Origin of the sequence: Phocaeicola sp. GP0067 (assembly GCF_031119655.1) — a bacterium.
Lineage (GTDB): Bacteria > Bacteroidota > Bacteroidia > Bacteroidales > Bacteroidaceae > Phocaeicola > Phocaeicola vulgatus.
In genome coordinates, this window is record NZ_JAVHZY010000007.1 from 186,252 (window position 1) to 204,780 (window position 18,529).

Genomic DNA, 18,529 nt, shown 5'->3' on the forward strand with positions numbered 1-18,529 from the left:
AACAATATATGGGGGAAAAAGGTCACAGCCCCACCTTCGTAACAGGGAAGGCAGGGCTGTAAGGGTATTGGGAAAGTTGGGGATAAAATTGGATTATAGTGTCACGCCTGTCTTGAAGATGGCGATTTCACGATAATTCTTCTTTTCATTGTTTACCGGTTCTCCGCTGGCAACACGGATGATATAGTCTATAAAGCGTTCGCAGGTCTTTTCCATCGGTTCGTTTTCTACGATGACTCCGGCATTGAAGTCAATCCATCCCGGTTTGTTTTTAGCCAGAGTGGAGTTGGTGGAAATCTTCATGGTAGGAACAAACGTACCGAACGGAGTACCGCGGCCGGTAGTGAAGAGCACCATGTGACAGCCGCTGGAGGCAAGGGCGGTGGCAGCTACCAAATCGTTGCCCGGTGCGGAAAGCAAGTTCAAACCTTTCACTTTCAGGCGGTCGCCATAGCCCATAACTCCGTCAACGTATGCTTTGCCGCATTTTTGGGTACATCCCAACGCTTTGTCTTCCAGGGTGGAGATACCACCTGCCTTGTTGCCCGGTGACGGATTTTCGCCCACTGGTTCGCCGTGTGACAGGAAATATTCCTTAAAGTCATTAATCAGGTGTACGGTCTGCTCGAACAGTTCCTTGGTGCGGCAACGGTTCATCAGGATGGTTTCCGCACCGAACATTTCGGGAACCTCCGTCAGTACGGAAGTACCGCCCTGTGCAATCAGGAAGTCGGAGAACATACCCAGCAACGGATTGGCGGTGATACCTGAGAAGCCATCCGAACCGCCGCATTTCAAGCCTACACGCAGCTCGGACAAAGGAACATCCTCGCGTACATCGGTCTTGGCTTTGGCGTACAGTTCACGCAGAATCTTCATACCCTCTTCAAATTCATCCCCCACTTTCTGAGTTACCATGAACTTTACGCGGTCTGTGTCGTAATCTCCCAGAAACTCGCGGAAAACATCCGGCTGGTTGTTCTCGCAGCCCAGACTGACAATCAGTACGGCTCCTGCATTAGGATGCAGAATCATGTCGCGGAGAATTTTCTTGGTATTCTCGTGGTCATCGCCCAGCTGTGAACAGCCATAGTTGTGAGGGAATGCCACGATAGCGTCCACACCTTCGCAGTTGGTTTCGCGGCGTAACGCTTCGGCCAGTTGTCCGATGATACCGTTTACACAACCCACGGTGGGGATAATCCATACCTCGTTACGGATACCTACATCACCGTTTTTGCGGCGGTATCCTTTGAACGTCAGGTCTTTCTTCGGGATATTGAGGTCTACGCTGACCGGATTGTAGGTGTAATCCAACAGTCCGGCAAGGTTTGTCTTTATCTGGGTTTCATTGATCCAGCGTCCTTGTTCCACGGCAGTCACGGCATGGCCGATGGGGTAACCATACTTGATGATATTCTCGCCTTGGGCGAAATCTTTCAGTGTCACCTTATGGCCGGCAGGCACGTCTTCCTTCAACGTGATGGCATGACCGTCTACCGTGATGGCCTCGCCTGCTTTTAAATCCGAGATAGCCACCACTACGTTATCAGCCGGATTGATTTTCAAATACTTTGTTTCCATTTCTATTTTTAGTTATCAGATTTACTTTTTATGCGCATCCAGATAGAAATCCACGTTCTCCACCGAAAGCAGGGTGATGGGCATGTAATTGCATTGTTTCACCTCTTTCTTGAAGATCAGGTGATTGCACAGGCTCTCTACGCCGCTGTATCCTTGTGCGGTAGGTTGCTGAGCAATCAGGAAATCCACTGCGCCCTCTTTCAGACAAGAGACGTTCCGGTATAATAAATCGTACCCAATCAGTTTGAAATTTTTCATGTTGTGTCCGATGAGATATTCTCCTATAATGTACACTTTCGAGTTGAAAGTGATGCCGCACGTAACCTGTGGGTTCTCTTGGAAAAAGCGGTTCATCAGCGCCTCGTCCTCGTCCGGACGCTTGGCGTAGAGGTTCAGTTCCACTATCTTGCAGTCGGGAAAATGCTCCTGCATATATTTTCTGAATCCTTTTTCACGGTTTTCCTGCTGGTTTGATCCCAGGCGGCCTTCGTTGATTTGTCTGAAGATAACGATTTCTTTGGGACATTCTCCCAACATCATGGCCATGCGGGCGGCAAAGTATCCGCTTTGGTCGGATTTCTGCCCGAAGAATGCCAGCGGATTCAGACTGGCCACGTTGGAGTCTATAAATATATAAGGTATTTCCCGTTCTTGTAACTTGTCGGTGAATCTGGCCGTCATCTCAGGAATAGTGGGGGCGAGCAATACGCCGTCCGGCTCTTGTTTCAGTATTTCCTCACCGGCATTGATGAAGGAGGAATATTCATATTGGTCATAGTACATCACGGACAGGGTGATGTGGAAATCCGAAAAGGTTTCTACGGCTCTTTTCATCCCCAGTTCCACATCGGTCCAGTAATCGCCTTCCTTGTGCTGTGGCAGCAGGCAGACAAACAGATACTTTTTGTTGGATGCCAATGCGCTGGCATACATATTGGGCTGGTAATCCAGTTGCTTCAATATTTCTTCCACCCGTTTCCGGCTGGCTTCGGATACCCCTGTGCGGCCATGCAATACACGGTCTACTGTGCCGACTGACACATCTGCCAGGCGCGCGATATCCTTGATTCTGATTCTTTCGGGCAGTTTATTCATACCTTAATTATATATATTGTGCTCGTGCACACTGATAATTTATTTTTTTTCGATACAAATATATAACAATTTTTGGTTTTAAAAAAATAAATAGTACCTTTGTGCACGCACACGGATGAATTATTTGAGTGGTCTGTTGAGTACAAGGTTACGATGTGATTCGTCTATGGATATGTAAACCAGTATTTTAATTGGGTTGAAAGTTAAACGAATAAATATATAACAATTTAAAATCACGAAATTATGGGAAAAGTAGTAACCTTAGGTGAAATTATGTTGAGATTGTCAACTCCGGGAAACACACGTTTTGTACAGTCGGATTCATTTGATGTTGTTTATGGCGGTGGTGAAGCGAACGTAGCGGTGAGTTGCGCGAACTACGGTCACGAAGCTTATTTCGTAACTAAATTGCCGAAACACGAAATTGGACAGTCTGCTGTGAATGCATTGCGTAAATATGGTGTGAAGACCGATTTCATCTGTCGTGGTGGCGACCGCGTAGGTATCTATTATCTGGAAACAGGAGCTTCCATGCGTCCTAGCAAAGTAATTTATGACCGTGCCCACTCGGCTATCGCCGAAGCCGATCCTTGCGATTTCGACTTTGACGCTATCATGGAAGGTGCGGACTGGTTCCACTGGTCGGGTATCACTCCGGCTATTTCTGACAAGGCTGCCGAACTGACCAAACTGGCTTGTGAAGCTGCAAAACGTCATGGCGTTACGGTATCTGTAGACTTGAATTTCCGCAAGAAACTGTGGACAAAAGAAAAAGCACAGTCTATCATGAAACCGTTGATGCAGTATGTAGATGTATGTATAGGTAACGAAGAAGATGCCGAACTTTGTCTGGGCTTCAAACCGGAAGCGAATGTGGAAGCCGGTGAAACCAATGCGGAAGGTTACAAAGGAATCTTCAAGGCTATGGCAAAAGAATTCGGCTTTAAATATGTGGTTTCTACCTTGCGCGAATCATTCTCGGCTACTCACAACGGCTGGAAGGCTATGATTTATAACGGAGAAGAATTTTATGAATCAAAACGCTATGACATCAACCCGATTATTGACCGGGTAGGTGGTGGCGACTCATTCTCCGGAGGTATCATTCACGGTCTGCTGACCAAACCGAATCAGGGTGCCGCCCTTGAATTTGCTGTTGCCGCTTCTGCTTTGAAGCATACTATCAACGGTGACTTCAACCTGGTATCTGTAGATGAAGTGGAAGCATTGGCCGGTGGCGATGCCAGCGGACGTGTACAACGCTAAATTTGTTTTTTATAGGAACACGAATGACGCAAATAACGCAAATTTTTGATACATGTTTTATTTGTATCATTTGTGTTCCTATCTTTCATTTAAACTAAAATATAACATTATGGCTCGTTTTGATAAAATAGCAGTGTTGGACAAGATTGGTTCAACCGGTATGGTTCCTGTATTCTACCATAAAGATGCAGAAGTGGCAAAGAAAGTGGTGAAAGCTTGTTATGACGGCGGAGTTCGTGCATTCGAATTTACAAACCGTGGTGACTTTGCTCATGAAGTATTTGCGGAAGTTGTGAAATACGCGGCAAAGGAGTGTCCTGAAATGGCTATGGGAGTAGGTTCTATCGTTGATCCTGCTACTGCCGCTCTTTACTTGCAATTGGGTGCTTGCTTTGTGGTAGGTCCGTTGTTCAATCCTGAAATCGCTAAAGTGTGCAACCGTCGTTTGGTGGCTTATACTCCGGGATGCGGAAGCGTGTCCGAGGTGGGTTTCGCTCAGGAAGTAGGTTGCGATCTTTGCAAAATATTCCCGGGTGATGTATTGGGAGCAAAATTGGTTAAAGGTCTGCTGGCTCCGATGCCTTGGTCCAAACTGATGGTAACCGGTGGTGTGGAACCGACTCAGGAAAATCTGACTTCTTGGATTAAGGCAGGTGTGTTCTGTGTGGGTATGGGTTCTAAATTGTTCCCTGGCGACAAGGTAGCCGCGGAAGACTGGGCGTATGTAACGGCAAAATGTAAAGAAGCATTGGGCTACATTGCGGAAGCCCGTGCAAATAAATAAGAAAAAGATCAGCTCATGCCCGCAAGGGGTTAGTGAATTAGGGCGTGGGTATCATTTTGTTTAAAGGTGTATATAAAATGGGTAAGGGCCATCGCGAAGTGGATTCGCGATGGCTTTTCACTTTCCGGCGGGTGCTTGAGGCGGGGCGTTGGCAAAAATATTCTTGTAAAGATTGGTAGATAGAATAAAAATGTGTTCTTTTGTACCGTTTCTTAAGAAATAAAATGAAGCGTTTAATCTAAAACACACAAAAATGAAAAAAGCATTATTAAAGGTGGCCGTCATGCTGTTATGCTTGGCGGGGGTAACTCCTGCAATGGCCCAGTTTAATTTGAAGAAGGCAGTGGGGGGAGCCGTGAAGGCTGCAAAAGCGGTGACTTTGACCGATGAACAGATGACAGAGTATGTAAAGGAGTACATTGACTGGATGGATAAGCATAATCAGGTTTGTGCAGACGATGATCCGTATACTGTCCGTTTGAAAAAACTGACTGAAGGGTTGACCGAAGTGGAAGGGATGCCGCTGAATTTCAAAGTATATTATGTGATTGATGTAAATGCGTTCGCCTGTGCAGACGGTAGTGTGCGGGTATTCTCTTCATTGATGGATATCATGACAGACGAAGAACTGTTGGGGGTAATAGGCCATGAGGTAGGCCATGTGGCACACAAGGACTCAAAGAACGGCTTCCGTACCGCATTGCTGACATCGGCATTGAAAGATGGTATTTCATCACAAGGAGGAAAAGCGGCTGCTCTGACAGATTCCCAGTTGGGTGACTTGGGAGAGGCATTGGTCAATGCTACTTATTCACAAAAACAGGAACGCGCGGCCGATGATTACGGTTACGAATTTCTGAAGAAAGCAGGTAAGAATCCTTGGGCGATGGCATTGTCATTCCAGAAATTGAAAAAATTGCAAGAAGAGGCAGGAGCAAAGAAAAGCAGCAAGCTGAATCAGTTGTTCTCTACTCATCCCGATCTTGACGCACGTATCCAGCGTATGGAAGAACGTGCTACAAGCGAAGGTATTGAAAAACCTGCAAACACGATGGGGGAAACAGGGAAATAAATGGTTTCCGGCAATGTGGATTATACACATAATAGAGGGTGTCCGTTTCAATGGTGGACACCCTCTTCTTTTTTTGGGAGATTTTTTTGCATGACCTTATCTTGCCTCCCGGCGGGATAAAATCTGAATTTATTATGAGAGAAATCCTTATTGGGAGAAAATCAAAGTCCAAAGTTCAGGTTAAAAGAATCAAGTGTTCTTTTTCGTCTAGATTATAGAAGGAAATCTCTTGGCACAAAGATACGCTTATTTTAATGGTTGACGAATTCCCTGTAGGGTTATATCATAGCTAGATTTCCTAAAATGATGGCAAAAATTCCTTTTTTCTTTCTGATACTTTGCCTCCTCTTTACATTGTGATATGTGCTATGCGTTGTAAATCAGATTGTTAATTATGTGTATTGCTTCTGGACTGTGCAATAACAGGGTGGTTTAATATAAGTGAAAATCACTATCTTTGTATAAACCAACAGAAAGAAATGCACAAAACAGTTTAGCCATGATGAATTACGCATACGATACATCTTTGCAGGAAACGATGATACTGACTGAAGCGTTTCACACAGACAGGGTCATCTGTGACAATGGTAGTCTGTATAAGTTTATATGGGTCCAGGAAGGCAAACTGACATTGATAGTAGACCATGTGGAAATAGAGATGGAGCAGGATGAAATCATCTCTGTGAGTAATCTTCACCGCACGGAGTTCAAGAATGTATCGGGCAGGTATCTTGCTCTTCTTTTCAACGAGAATTTTTACGGCATTTACAAGCACGAGAAAGAAGTATCGTGCAGCGGAGTGCTGTTTAACGGAACTTCCGGTATAGTGCATCTGCGGCTCCCGATAGCCGATTCCGAACTGTTGCACGAGGTGGTGGACAGAATGGTTACCGAATACATCCTGCGGGATAACCTGCAGGGAGAAATGCTCCGCCTGCTGTTGAAACGTTTCATCATTCTGTGTACCCGGCTGGCCCGTAAGCAGTTGTCCGGCTTTCCGGTTAATGAAAAAGGTTTTGACATCATCCAGCGTTATTATGTGTTGGTGGACAATCACTTCAAGGAGAAAAAACAGGTACAGGCATATGCTGCTTTGTTGCATCGTTCTCCCAAGACGCTTTCCAATTTATTTGCCGCCTACGGTATGCCTTCCCCTTTGAAGATTATACAAGAACGAGTGGTGACCGAAGCGAAACGGCTGTTGCTGCATACCTCGCACAGCATCAAAGAGATATCGGTGATTTTGGGCTTTGAAAGTGTGGGTACTTTCAGCCGCTTCTTTAAGAATATGACGGGGGAAAATACCTCGGCATACCGGAAAAGACTGCAATAACAAGAACCGGTCCTTGTTGCTGTTGATTTTGATAAGAACAGGGGCTTTCCCCATGCCTTATGCAGTTATTCTGAAACAGTATCCGTTATCTGATTAAAAAAACAAGCGTCAAAACTTTCTATCTATCTAATTTTCTTGTAAATTTGCACCTTAATTTTTGGAAGGCATTGCCTTTTAGTTAGAGAATACAAGAAAACGATATAAAATTATGAGTAAGAAATTTGCTGAACACTCGCAACTCAACCTATCACAGGTCAATAAAGATGTGCTGAAGAAGTGGGATGAAAACGATGTTTTCGCCAAGAGTATGACAGAACGTGAAGGATGTCCTTCTTTCGTGTTTTATGAAGGACCTCCCTCGGCCAATGGTATGCCGGGTATTCACCACGTGATGGCGCGTACCATTAAAGATACTTTCTGCCGCTATAAAACCATGAAAGGGTTCCAGGTAAAGCGTAAGGCCGGATGGGATACTCACGGACTGCCTGTGGAACTGGGTGTGGAAAAGGCATTGCATATCACCAAAGAGGATATCGGAAAGACCATTTCTGTTGCCGAGTACAACGCAGCTTGCCGTAAGGACGTGATGAAGTTTACCAAAGAGTGGACAGACCTTACTCATAAGATGGGTTACTGGGTGGATTTGGAGAATCCCTATATCACTTATGACAACCGCTATATTGAAACGCTGTGGTGGCTCTTGAAGCAGCTTTATAACAAAGGTCTGTTGTATAAAGGCTACACCATCCAGCCTTACTCTCCGGCTGCCGGAACAGGATTGAGCTCGCACGAGCTGAACCAGCCGGGCTGTTACCGTGATGTGAAAGACACCACTGTGGTAGGACAGTTCAAGATGAAGAATCCGAAACCCGAAATGGCGGAATGGGGAACGCCTTATTTCCTGGCATGGACCACTACTCCGTGGACATTGCCTTCGAATACGGCATTGTGCGTAGGACCGAAAATAGACTATGTGGCTGTGCAGACTTACAACGGATATACTGGGGAAAAGATGACCGTAGTGTTGGCGAAAGCTTTGCTTTATACTCACTTTAACAAGAAAGCGGAAGAATTGGCGCTGGAAGACTATAAGCCGGGTGACAAACTGATTCCGTTCAAAGTAGTGGGTGAATATAAAGGACCGGATCTGGTAGGCATGGAATACGAACAGCTTATTCCTTGGGTGAAACCGGTGACAGTGGATGAAAACGGGAAATGGCAAGAAGCGGCCGGTGAGGCATTCCGCGTTATTCCCGGTGACTATGTAACTACCGAAGATGGTACGGGTATCGTACATATCGCTCCGACATTCGGTGCAGACGATGCTTTTGTGGCACGTGCGGCAGGTATTCCTTCTCTGTTCATGATAAACAAGAAGGGGGAAACCCGTCCTATGGTGGATCTGACTGGTAAATTCTATCTGTTGGACGAACTGGACGAGGCTTTCGTAAAGGAATGTGTGGACGTAGAGAAATATAAGGAATATCAGGGCCGGTGGGTGAAGAATGCTTATGATCCTCAGTTTACTGTAGATGGCAAGTACGATGAAAAAGCTGCCGCTGCCGCCGAATCACTCGATATCTATATCTGTATGATGATGAAAGCCGCCAACAAGGCGTTCAAGATAGAAAAGCATGTACACAATTATCCGCACTGCTGGCGTACTGACAAACCGGTGCTCTACTATCCGCTGGATAGTTGGTTCATCCGGTCTACCGCAGCCAAAGAGCGCATGATGGAACTGAACAAGACTATCAACTGGAAGCCGGAATCTACCGGAACAGGCCGTTTCGGCAAGTGGCTGGAAAACTTGAATGACTGGAACTTGAGCCGTTCTCGTTATTGGGGAACTCCGCTGCCTATCTGGCGCAGTGAAGAAGGAGAGGAGCTTTGTATCGGTTCCGTAGAGGAATTGTATGATGAAATAGAAAAATCAATAGCTGCCGGATTTATGACCGTCAATCCTTATAAGGAAAAAGGTTTTGTTCCGGGCGAATATAACGGGGAGAATTATGACAAGATAGACCTTCACCGTCCGTATGTGGATGATATCATCTTGGTATCTGAAAGCGGCAAGCCGATGAAACGTGAGGCGGACTTGATTGATGTGTGGTTCGACTCCGGTGCGATGCCTTACGCGCAGTTGCACTATCCGTTCGAAAATAAGGAAATTGTGGACAACCGCACTTATTATCCTGCGGACTTCATTGCAGAAGGGGTGGACCAGACCCGTGGCTGGTTCTTTACGTTACATGCTATCGCTACGATGGTATTCGACAGTGTGGCTTACAAGAACGTAATCTCTAACGGCTTGGTTCTGGACAAGAACGGAAACAAAATGTCAAAACGTCTGGGCAATGCGGTAGATCCGTTCGGCGCTATCGAACAGTATGGCTCCGATCCTTTGCGTTGGTACATGATTACCAATTCTTCTCCGTGGGATAATTTGAAATTTGATACCGACGGGGTGGATGAGGTTCGTCGTAAATTCTTCGGTACTTTGTATAATACCTATTCGTTCTTCGCACTTTATGCCAATGTGGATGGCTTCGCTTATCAGGAAGCGGAAGTGCTGGTAAATGAACGTCCGGAGATAGACCGTTGGATTCTGTCTGTTCTGAATTCATTGGTGAAGAACGTGGACGCTTGCTACAACGATTACGAACCGACCAAGGCGGGACGTCTGATTACAGACTTCGTAAATGATAATTTGAGTAACTGGTACGTGCGCTTGAACCGTAAACGTTTCTGGGGTAATGCCATGTCACAGGATAAGCTGTCCGCTTATCAGACATTGTACACTTGTCTTGAAACAGTGGCCAGGCTGATGGCGCCTATCGCTCCGTTCTATGCCGACCGGTTGTATACGGATTTGATTGCGGCTACAGGTCGTGACACCGTGGTTTCTGTACACTTGGCCAAGTTCCCGGAATGTAATGAGGCATTGATAGACGGAGAACTGGAAGCGCGTATGCAGATGGCTCAGGATGTTACTTCTATGGTATTGGCATTGCGCCGCAAAGTCAATATCAAAGTGCGCCAGCCTTTGCAGTGTATCATGGTTCCGGTGGTGGACGAAGAGCAGAAAATGCACATCGAAGCCGTAAAAGACTTGATTATGAGCGAAGTGAACGTGAAAGAAATCAAGTTTGTAGACGGAGCCGCAGGCGTATTGGTGAAAAAGGTGAAATGTGACTTTAAAAAACTCGGTCCGAAATTCGGCAAACAGATGAAAGCTGTCGCCGCAGCCGTAGCCGGAATGTCGCAGGAAGCTATTGCCGAATTGGAGAAAAATGGTAAATATACCTTTGTGCTTGATGGTGCGGAAGCGGTTATCGAAACAACGGATGTGGAGATTTTCAGTGAGGATATTCCGGGATGGCTGGTTGCCAATGAAGGTAAACTGACTGTGGCCTTGGAGGTTACCGTAACCGAAGAACTGCGTCGTGAGGGGGTTGCCCGTGAATTGGTAAACCGTATACAGAATATCCGTAAGAGCAGTGGTTTTGAGATAACGGACAAAATAAAAGTGGCATTATCTAAAAATCCTCAAACCGATGATGCAGTAAATGAATATAATACTTATATTTGTAACCAGGTTCTTGCTAACTCCCTGGAATTAGTGGATGAAGTGAAGAACGGTACAGAATTAAATTTTGATGATTTCTCACTTTATGTGAGTGTCGTAAAAGAATAATTAACCTTTTAAAACTAAGTTATATGGCTGAAAAAACTAGATATTCAGATGCGGAACTGGAGGAATTCCGTGCCATTATCATGGAAAAACTGGAATTGGCTCAGCGTGACTATGATAGACTGAAAAGTAGTATCATGAATAAGGACGGTAATGATACGGACGATACTTCCCCTACTTATAAAGTTTTGGAAGAAGGTGCTAATACATTGTCTAAAGAAGAAACGACCCGGTTGGCGGCACGTCAGCTGAAGTTTATTCAGGGGTTGCAGGCGGCATTGGTACGTATCGAAAACAAAACTTATGGTATTTGCCGTGAAACCGGCAAGTTGATTCCGAAGGAAAGGCTTCGTGCAGTACCTCATGCAACACTGAGCATTGAGGCAAAGAACGAAGGAAAGAAATAAAATAGTGGTTAATGGTTAGTGATTAATAGTTTATGAGTTTTACTGTCATGTTACAGTATTAACCGCTAACGGCTAATCATTAACCATTAATTAATTTTCAATTTAATAAATGAAGAAACTACTCACCCAAGGGCAGCTCTCTGTTCTTATCGTCTTTGCAGTTCTGATTATCGACCAGATAATAAAGATATTGGTAAAGACCAATATGTACTGGCATGAGAGTATCCGCATAACAGATTGGTTTTATATCTATTTTACAGAAAATAACGGCATGGCTTTCGGTATGGAAATATTCGGAAAGTTATTCCTTACTACCTTCCGTATTGTAGCTGTGGGATTGATTATCTGGTATCTGGCAAAAATAGCGAAACAGAATTATAAGACTGGTTATATTGTATGTATCTCTTTAATTTTGGCAGGGGCTATCGGTAATATTATAGACAGTGTGTTCTATGGCGTTGTTTTTAATGAAAGTACTCATAGTACCATCGCTTCTTTTGTTCCGGTAGGTGAAGGGTATTCGGAATGGTTGCATGGTAAGGTGGTGGATATGTTCTATTTTCCCATTATTGAAACCAACTGGCCCGAATGGATACCGGGAATAGGAGGGGAACATTTCATATTTTTCAGTCCGATATTTAATTTTGCCGATGCTGCCATCAGTTGCGGTATTGTGGCGTTGTTGTTATTTTACGGTAAGTATCTGAATAAGAATATTCACCCGTCAGCAGAAGAAATTAAAGGATAAATGATGCGTCGCAGGAATATTACTTGGGTGTGGCTGCTGGGTGCGGCTTTTATGGTGGGGTGTGGCAAGCAAGTGCCTGAAGATATTATCCAGCCGGACAGGATGGAGAATATCTTGTACGATTATCATTTAAGTATCTCCATGGGCAATAATCTGAGTTATTCTGATAATTATCAAAAGGAGGCGTATAAGAATTATGTCTTCGAGAAGTATCATATTACTGAAGCTGATTTCGATTCGTCCATGGTGTGGTACACACGTCACACGGAGGAACTTGCCGGTCTTTATAAAAAGGTGGGGGAACGCTTCCGCAGTGAGAAAAAACGCATGCAGGAGTTGCTGGCGTTGCGTGAGGATAAACCGGCTGCATCGTTGCCGGGAGATACTGTGGATGTATGGTATGACCGTAAACTTTATTGGCTGACAGATGTTCCGTTGGCGAATAAGGTGACTTTTGAGATTCCCGCCGATAGTAATTTCAAAGCAAAGGATGCTTTCCTGTGGTCGGCTGATTATATATTCCTTTCGGAAGGGGAACGGAGAGCCACTATGGGGTTCAATATTTTGTTTGATAATGATTCTGTGGTGGGGCGTGTGAAGGATATCACGTGTTCCGGTGTGCAGACTTTGTATATAAAGCCTGATTCTGCTTTTGCCATCAAGAGTGTGAGCGGATTTATTTACTATATGGATAGTGATTCGTCAACGAATAAGCCGGGACTGATTATCAATAATATTGCTTTGACCCGTTATCATGAACCGGTAGATACAATGACAGTTGCCGGAAAAGATAGTTTGGCTGTGGAACAGCGTGTTGGAACTGATTCGGTGGTAACAGAGAAGAAAGCAGATTCGATTCAATCGGTGGATATCAGGAAAAATGTTCCCGCCCGTATGAATCCACGTGAAATGAAGGAGAATAATGCGGCAGATCATTCTCACTCAGATCGTCCTCAGAGAATCAAGCGCAGAAATTAATTATCTTTTGTGGGTATGAGACGTTTTGCTTGTCATTATCTTTATGTTTCGGCGGATGGCTGTTATTCTAAATATGTAGTGGAGTTGGAAGACAGCGGTAGAGTGCGTGCATATTTCCCATTGAAGGAGGAGCTTAGTGCGACACAATGGATAGGCGGAGTGATTATTATTTCTCCGATGTATGGGCTGGAGATTTGTTCCGGAGAGAAGTTTGCTGATTTCCTGCACCGTGCCATGCTGGAAACAGGATGTGAACAGCCTGTATATGCATGGCATATAGCTGATTTTGATTTGCCGGGAAAGGAGTTTACAACGGGAAGCAGACTGGTACGTTTATAATATATGCTTAGGGTAGCGTTATAGTATTTCCCATTCAGAAATTGTTACATATACCGATGGAAATATGAATTTTAAGGCAATAAACGTCTTCTGAACTCCGAGCAAACCACTGCTGTGGCAATTGCCACATTCAACGATTCGGAGGTTTCCCGTTCTTGAGGATAATTGGGAATATATAACTTCTTGTTTATCAGTCTCTCTACTTCAGGGCTTACTCCTTTTCCTTCATTTCCCATGACAATCAATCCATGGGCCGACAGGGATTCTGCATAAATAATGTTCCCGTTTAAAAAGGTGCCGTATACAGGAATATCGGTCAGGCTTTCAATAAGCTGTGGTAAAGAACAGTAATGAACTTTTACTCTTGCCAATGCCCCCATGGTTGCCTGTACGGTTTTGGGATTATACACATCTGCTGTCCCTGTCGAGCAGAAGATATGTTCAATGCCAAACCAGTCTGCCAAGCGGATAATGGTTCCCAGATTCCCTGGGTCTTGTACATCGTCCAGCGCCAGGCATAGAGAACTTTTAATAACTTCCGGATTTAAATCATAAGAAGGTTGTACAAAAACGGCCAATACCTCTTGGGGCGTCTTTTGAAGACTGGCACGTGACAACTCTTCTTGTGTTACTTCAATAATTTCGTTGGCCGTGGCAGAGTGGTTCATTCTCAGCCAATTGGAAGTGGCAATCAGTAACTTGCAAGGGAAGTGTCCCAATAAATCGCCTACCAATTTATGCCCTTCGGCCACAAAAACTTGTTCTTCTTTGCGTTTTTTTTTCAGTTCCAACGAACGGATATATTTTATTTTGTTTTTGCTCAGCATGATAATTTCTATTTAATAACAAATATTTGGAGCAAAGCTAAGAAGATATTTTCAATTAATATCTATCTTTGTAGATAAATTTGCGAAGGTTACGGATTTGTATGAAGAAAAGCGCACGCCCATATATATGCACATTTATTATAGCACTATGCACCTCGTGTTCGGTCAGTAAATTTATTCCTGAGGATAAATATTTATTGGATGAGGTCAGGATTGTATCTGAAACGAAGGAGGTGAAGCCGTCACTATTCAATTCATATATTCGTCAGAATCCTAATGCCAAATGGTTCAATTTGGTTAAGATACCTATGCGTACTTATTGCGTCTCAGGTGTGGACTCCACTAAATGGATTAATCGTTTTTTTAGGAAGATTGGTGATGCTCCGGTAATCTATGATGAATCTGTTGCCCTGAAATCCCAGGAGGAAATAGAGAAAGCAGTACGTAATATGGGGTATATGGGGGCTACTGTGCACCTGGATAAAAAAACGAGGAAGAACAAATTGAAATTGGCTTACCGTATTCATGCCGGGCATCCTTATAAGGTACGTCATGTGGTGTATGATATAGATGATTTGGTTATCAGTGACTATATGCGGCAGGATTCTGCCCAAAGTTTGTTGGCGCCCGGTATGCTGTTTGATGTGAATGTGCTGGATGCTGAACGGCAGCGGATTACCAAATTATTGCAGAATAAGGGTTATTATAAGTTCAACAAGGATTTTTTGGTCTATCAGGCGGATACGGCTAGAAATACCTATTTGGTGGACTTGACTTTAAGATTACTTCCTTATCAGCGTAGAAAAGAAGATTTGCCGCAGAAGCATAGACAATACAAGGTGGGAGAAGTGAACTTTCTGGCGGATGATGAAATCATGTCGGTACAGGAAGGTACTTTGGAAGAATTTGACTCTTTGCGATACAAAGGATATAGTATGTATTACAAGGGAAAGGCTTTTCTCCGTCCGCAAGTGTTGGTTGATTTCAATCGTATCCGTCCGGGAGAACTGTATAGTGAACAGGATGTGCAAAACACCTATTCCAATCTGGGGCGTTTGCGTGCCTTGAAATACTCTAATATTCGTTTTCGTGAAGTGAATGGAGAAAATGGTACGCAGCTGGACGCATACGTATTTTTGGCGAAGAACAAAAATAAATCCATGGCGTTTGAAGTAGAAGGAACAAATTCGGCTGGTGACTTGGGAGCGGCTGCCTCGGTTTCTTTTCAGCACCGCAATGTATTCAAAGGTTCCGAAACCTTTATGATGAAAGTACGTGGCGCTTATGAGGCCATTACGGGATTGGGGGTGGCTTCACAGGATTATGTGAATGATAATTACATGGAGTATGGGGTAGAAAGCAGCTTGAATTTCCCTCAGTTCATGTTTCCTTTTCTATCATCGAATTTTAAAAAGAAAATTAGAGCGACTTCAGAGGTCGGCTTAAAGTTCACATCGCAAGTTCGTCCGGAATTTTCGCGTACACTGGCTTCTGCTTCATGGAGTTATAAATGGACTGACAGGAAACGTATGCAACACCGTTTGGATTTGGTAGATGTCAATTATGTATATATGCCTAGAAAGTCATCGGCTTTTCAGGAATATTTGGACAGCATGAGTCTGAGGAATTCAGCTTTGAAAGCCAGTTATGAAAATCAGCTTGTTGTGCGTACAGGGTACAGCTTTACCTATAACAGTGCAGGAAACGCCATGATGCGTACACCTACTAAAAATTCCTATTCTATTCGTGCCAATATTGAAGAGGCTGGTAATTTACTGTATGCTGCTTCCAAATTGGTTCACCCTAATCCGAAAGATGGAGAAGATTATGTGCTGGCGAATATTCCTTTTGCTCAATATGTGAAAGCAGATTTTGATTTTGCAAAGAATTTCATGATAGATCCGCGTAACTCATTTGTGTTTCATATAGGAGTGGGGGTGGCCTATCCGTATGGTAACTCCAAAATGCTTCCTTTTGAAAAGAGGTATTTTTCCGGTGGCGCGAACAGTGTACGTGGGTGGTCTGTACGTTCTTTAGGACCTGGTGTTTATAAAGGTAGTGAGGATGGGAGAATGGACTTTATCAACCAGGCTGGTGATATTAAATTGGACTTGAATATAGAATATCGTACTCATTTGTTTTGGAAATTGAATGGAGCGGCTTTTGTGGATGCCGGTAATATCTGGACTATTCGTGATGACTCCGGACAGGAAGGTGGTTTGTTCAAATTTAACGAGTTTTATAAACAGATAGCTGTAGCATACGGTTTGGGAATCCGCCTTGATCTGGATTATTTGATTTTGCGTTTTGACGGTGGCATGAAGGCCATAAATCCTGTGGAAACAGGTAAAAAGCGATATCCTGTTATCCGACCACGCTTTAGCCGTGATTTTGCTTTTCACTTTGCAGTAGGTTATCCATTTTAAAGAAAATATATATAATATGATAAAAGAAAGAAAGAGAACATATACTCAAGAAGAGGTTAATGAGTTGAAAAAATGGTTTGATTCTCAGGAACTTCCCCCAACAATGCAGATAGATAAGGCTGCTTTTACTCCTAATTTAAAGGATACGGTAGATATGCTGTTTGAACAGGCCTATGTATGTTACGAAAATCCCAAAATGCAGGGATGCCTTTATTTGTTAGAGAAAATTAAGAGCAATTTGGAAAAAAACGGGACAGGAGCGTGAGCAATTATCATTTCATATTGTTATCAAGGTATTATAATTTAATACTGGCAGTATGAAGAAGAATTTATTATTGTATGGTGTGTTTCTTTGCGCCCTCTCCATATCCTCTTGTTCCGGTGGCTCCAAGAGTAGTCACGTTATGGATAGCAGTAGCATGAGTGTGGAGAATGCGAATGAAGTGATGAAGTATTATGATACCTCATTGAAAATCTTGAAAGACTTAGTTAATGAGAATGAGATAAAAGCGGTGCTGGGCTATTTGGATCAGAAGATGCCGGTAGATTCTCTGCCTGTGGTATCACAGCCTGTGGTTTCTGTTCAAGATACAGTGTTTGTTTCTAATCCGGGAAATTACTTCAGTGAGAATGATTGTCAGAATTTGAAGGAAAATTATGGTCGCTTGTTCCGGTCTATTTCCGCATTTTATGAGAACTATAAGACTTACCGGCTGTATATGCAGGATCAATCATATAAAAAGGATAATAATGCTTTGGCGGATAAGATAAGAAAAGAGGAGCTATTATTGAGTATTGCTTTATCTGAATACAAACAGGTTATTTTTGATATATTAACTCCGATAGTTGAAGGGGCTAAAATAACCCTGACCCCTATAAAGGGAAATGTTAAAGATAAATAGAAGTATAACAGGCAGCCGGAAGGCTGCCTGTCTGGATTGTATTATGTAAATTAAATCCTTGTTGTTCTCTGCTTTGTTGTTAAGGAAGCTATTTCATTTCCAATCTTCTTGATTTTTCTCTCTTAACTATTTTCAGCCTGTTCAGGAACTATTTTTAGATACATCTTTTATACGTTTCCCCTTTGGAGAAACTTGACATTCCGGTAGGAGATGCTTGCTTGTGGATTTTATTGTTTAAGCTTGTGCTATAATGATGGAAAAAAACAGAAGGTAGGTATATGGGATAAATAGAACTCGGATGGATCACTGATATTGTTTTAATTGTTCATTTAATAGCTTGAATATAATAAAATTGTTAATAACTTTCACATAACTTTTCTATAAATAATGTGAAGTTTAATAAGGGGTTTTTTATCTTTGTAGCAGATTAATTGTAAAAAAGTACTGTAATATTATTTGTTATGGAAAAATCGTATGTTATAAATAGAATTAAAGAATTATGCAATAAAAAGAATGATAGGGAGATAGCTTTGGATTTCTTTTATAATAATAGGATATTTCATGCAAAATATTTATTTTTAGGCAATGACCTTTATGTTACAGATACACTAAATGTTATTGAGTTAAAGGATTTGGATATGGGAGTTTTGAGCAGAATTAGCGAATTATTAAAAATATAAGATAACTGATTTTCCTTGTGCAGTCATTAATGGCTGTACGCTCATTTGTATTTTAAAGCGGCGGCCCGGGAGGGGTAGCCGCTTTTATTTGACGGGCTTATAAAAAAAGGAATAACCGAAGTTACTCCTTTTGTACACCCTCAGGGATTCGAACCCTGGACCCACTGATTAAGAGTCAGTTGCTCTACCAACTGAGCTAAGAGTGCAAAATGCAAACCATTTTTTGTACACCCTCAGGGACTCGAACCCTGGACCCATTGATTAAGAGTCAATTGCTCTACCAGCTGAGCTAAGAGTGCAAATTACAAACTGTTTTTCTTTTGTACACCCTCAGGGATTCGAACCCTGGACCCACTGATTAAGAGTCAGTTGCTCTACCAACTGAGCTAAGAGT

General features: G+C 43.2%; 16 protein-coding genes and 2 tRNA genes. 13 read left to right on the forward strand and 5 right to left on the reverse strand.

Annotated features, from left to right (window positions below; all coding sequences use genetic code 11):
• Nucleotides 1-93: 93 nt before the first annotated feature.
• Together RE317_RS08245 and RE317_RS08250 are read right to left on the reverse strand one after the other, a co-directional pair.
• Nucleotides 94-1,584, reverse strand: coding sequence for a UxaA family hydrolase (locus RE317_RS08245; RefSeq protein ID WP_117873916.1), 1,491 nt, complete (start codon nucleotides 1,582-1,584; stop codon nucleotides 94-96).
• Nucleotides 1,585-1,605: 21 nt separating this feature from the next.
• Nucleotides 1,606-2,679 carry a LacI family DNA-binding transcriptional regulator gene (locus RE317_RS08250; RefSeq protein WP_005853252.1) on the reverse strand — a complete coding sequence of 358 codons (1,074 nt, stop codon included), beginning with the start codon at nucleotides 2,677-2,679 and terminating at the stop codon, nucleotides 1,606-1,608.
• Nucleotides 2,680-2,922: 243 nt separating this feature from the next.
• Between RE317_RS08250 and RE317_RS08255 the strand changes: the two genes are divergently transcribed.
• The 9 genes from RE317_RS08255 (at nucleotide 2,923) to RE317_RS08295 (ending at nucleotide 13,300) form a co-directional block, all read left to right on the forward strand.
• Nucleotides 2,923-3,945, forward strand: a complete 1,023-nt coding sequence (locus RE317_RS08255) for a sugar kinase (RefSeq protein ID WP_005846604.1) — start codon at nucleotides 2,923-2,925, stop codon at nucleotides 3,943-3,945.
• 109 nt (nucleotides 3,946-4,054) lie between these two features.
• A complete protein-coding gene (locus RE317_RS08260) occupies nucleotides 4,055-4,729 on the forward strand; it encodes a bifunctional 4-hydroxy-2-oxoglutarate aldolase/2-dehydro-3-deoxy-phosphogluconate aldolase (protein WP_008668653.1) in 675 nt (224 codons plus the stop codon).
• A gap of 253 nt (nucleotides 4,730-4,982) precedes the next feature.
• A complete protein-coding gene (locus RE317_RS08265) occupies nucleotides 4,983-5,801 on the forward strand; it encodes a M48 family metallopeptidase (RefSeq protein WP_005846598.1) in 819 nt (272 codons plus the stop codon).
• A gap of 499 nt (nucleotides 5,802-6,300) precedes the next feature.
• A complete protein-coding gene (locus tag RE317_RS08270; protein WP_005846596.1) occupies nucleotides 6,301-7,134 on the forward strand; it encodes a helix-turn-helix domain-containing protein in 834 nt (277 codons plus the stop codon).
• A gap of 208 nt (nucleotides 7,135-7,342) precedes the next feature.
• Nucleotides 7,343-10,831 (forward strand): isoleucine--tRNA ligase, encoded by a 3,489-nt coding sequence (ileS, locus tag RE317_RS08275; RefSeq protein WP_117873918.1) that lies wholly within the window; start codon nucleotides 7,343-7,345, stop codon nucleotides 10,829-10,831.
• Between the two features lie 23 nt (nucleotides 10,832-10,854).
• Entirely contained in the window at nucleotides 10,855-11,235 is a 381-nt protein-coding gene (locus tag RE317_RS08280; protein WP_005846592.1) for a TraR/DksA C4-type zinc finger protein, read from the forward strand.
• 109 nt (nucleotides 11,236-11,344) lie between these two features.
• Nucleotides 11,345-11,983, forward strand: a complete 639-nt coding sequence (locus RE317_RS08285; protein ID WP_117873920.1) for a lipoprotein signal peptidase — start codon at nucleotides 11,345-11,347, stop codon at nucleotides 11,981-11,983.
• Between the two features lie 3 nt (nucleotides 11,984-11,986).
• Entirely contained in the window at nucleotides 11,987-12,961 is a 975-nt protein-coding gene (locus RE317_RS08290; protein ID WP_008668661.1) for a DUF4296 domain-containing protein, read from the forward strand.
• A 15-nt stretch (nucleotides 12,962-12,976) separates the two neighbouring features.
• On the forward strand, nucleotides 12,977-13,300 hold the full coding sequence (locus RE317_RS08295) for a hypothetical protein (protein WP_005846585.1): 324 nt from the start codon (nucleotides 12,977-12,979) through the stop codon (nucleotides 13,298-13,300).
• A 71-nt stretch (nucleotides 13,301-13,371) separates the two neighbouring features.
• Here RE317_RS08295 and RE317_RS08300 read toward each other — a convergent pair whose 3' ends face one another.
• A complete protein-coding gene (locus tag RE317_RS08300; protein ID WP_008668663.1) occupies nucleotides 13,372-14,127 on the reverse strand; it encodes an RNA methyltransferase in 756 nt (251 codons plus the stop codon).
• 101 nt (nucleotides 14,128-14,228) lie between these two features.
• Between RE317_RS08300 and RE317_RS08305 the strand changes: the two genes are divergently transcribed.
• The 4 genes from RE317_RS08305 to RE317_RS08320 all read left to right on the forward strand — a co-directional run bounded on the left by RE317_RS08305 (nucleotide 14,229) and on the right by RE317_RS08320 (nucleotide 18,135).
• The gene (locus tag RE317_RS08305) at nucleotides 14,229-16,553 is read left to right on the forward strand and encodes a BamA/TamA family outer membrane protein (RefSeq protein WP_005846580.1); all 2,325 of its coding nucleotides are present in this window, start codon (nucleotides 14,229-14,231) and stop codon (nucleotides 16,551-16,553) included.
• A 16-nt stretch (nucleotides 16,554-16,569) separates the two neighbouring features.
• A complete protein-coding gene (locus RE317_RS08310) occupies nucleotides 16,570-16,818 on the forward strand; it encodes a DUF6965 family protein (protein WP_005846577.1) in 249 nt (82 codons plus the stop codon).
• A gap of 52 nt (nucleotides 16,819-16,870) precedes the next feature.
• Nucleotides 16,871-17,455 (forward strand): DUF6845 domain-containing protein, encoded by a 585-nt coding sequence (locus tag RE317_RS08315; protein ID WP_008668665.1) that lies wholly within the window; start codon nucleotides 16,871-16,873, stop codon nucleotides 17,453-17,455.
• Nucleotides 17,456-17,916: 461 nt separating this feature from the next.
• Nucleotides 17,917-18,135, forward strand: a complete 219-nt coding sequence (locus tag RE317_RS08320; protein ID WP_005846573.1) for a hypothetical protein — start codon at nucleotides 17,917-17,919, stop codon at nucleotides 18,133-18,135.
• 133 nt (nucleotides 18,136-18,268) lie between these two features.
• Here RE317_RS08320 and RE317_RS08325 read toward each other — a convergent pair.
• Nucleotides 18,269-18,341: transfer RNA gene (locus RE317_RS08325), tRNA-Lys, on the reverse strand.
• A gap of 20 nt (nucleotides 18,342-18,361) precedes the next feature.
• Nucleotides 18,362-18,434: transfer RNA gene (locus tag RE317_RS08330), tRNA-Lys, on the reverse strand.
• Nucleotides 18,435-18,529 lie beyond the last annotated feature (95 nt).

What these genes read in the sequence shown, in the direction of transcription:
- RE317_RS08245 (WP_117873916.1), bottom strand. Translation starts at nt 1,584, where the DNA reads ATGGAAACAAAGTATTTGAAAATCAATCCGGCTGATAACGTAGTGGTG.
- RE317_RS08250 (WP_005853252.1), bottom strand. Translation starts at nt 2,679, where the DNA reads ATGAATAAACTGCCCGAAAGAATCAGAATCAAGGATATCGCGCGCCTG.
- RE317_RS08255 (WP_005846604.1), top strand. Translation starts at nt 2,923, where the DNA reads ATGGGAAAAGTAGTAACCTTAGGTGAAATTATGTTGAGATTGTCAACT.
- RE317_RS08260 (WP_008668653.1), top strand. Translation starts at nt 4,055, where the DNA reads ATGGCTCGTTTTGATAAAATAGCAGTGTTGGACAAGATTGGTTCAACC.
- RE317_RS08265 (WP_005846598.1), top strand. Translation starts at nt 4,983, where the DNA reads ATGAAAAAAGCATTATTAAAGGTGGCCGTCATGCTGTTATGCTTGGCG.
- RE317_RS08270 (WP_005846596.1), top strand. Translation starts at nt 6,301, where the DNA reads ATGATGAATTACGCATACGATACATCTTTGCAGGAAACGATGATACTG.
- ileS (WP_117873918.1), top strand. Translation starts at nt 7,343, where the DNA reads ATGAGTAAGAAATTTGCTGAACACTCGCAACTCAACCTATCACAGGTC.
- RE317_RS08280 (WP_005846592.1), top strand. Translation starts at nt 10,855, where the DNA reads ATGGCTGAAAAAACTAGATATTCAGATGCGGAACTGGAGGAATTCCGT.
- RE317_RS08285 (WP_117873920.1), top strand. Translation starts at nt 11,345, where the DNA reads ATGAAGAAACTACTCACCCAAGGGCAGCTCTCTGTTCTTATCGTCTTT.
- RE317_RS08290 (WP_008668661.1), top strand. Translation starts at nt 11,987, where the DNA reads ATGCGTCGCAGGAATATTACTTGGGTGTGGCTGCTGGGTGCGGCTTTT.
- RE317_RS08295 (WP_005846585.1), top strand. Translation starts at nt 12,977, where the DNA reads ATGAGACGTTTTGCTTGTCATTATCTTTATGTTTCGGCGGATGGCTGT.
- RE317_RS08300 (WP_008668663.1), bottom strand. Translation starts at nt 14,127, where the DNA reads ATGCTGAGCAAAAACAAAATAAAATATATCCGTTCGTTGGAACTGAAA.
- RE317_RS08305 (WP_005846580.1), top strand. Translation starts at nt 14,229, where the DNA reads ATGAAGAAAAGCGCACGCCCATATATATGCACATTTATTATAGCACTA.
- RE317_RS08310 (WP_005846577.1), top strand. Translation starts at nt 16,570, where the DNA reads ATGATAAAAGAAAGAAAGAGAACATATACTCAAGAAGAGGTTAATGAG.
- RE317_RS08315 (WP_008668665.1), top strand. Translation starts at nt 16,871, where the DNA reads ATGAAGAAGAATTTATTATTGTATGGTGTGTTTCTTTGCGCCCTCTCC.
- RE317_RS08320 (WP_005846573.1), top strand. Translation starts at nt 17,917, where the DNA reads ATGGAAAAATCGTATGTTATAAATAGAATTAAAGAATTATGCAATAAA.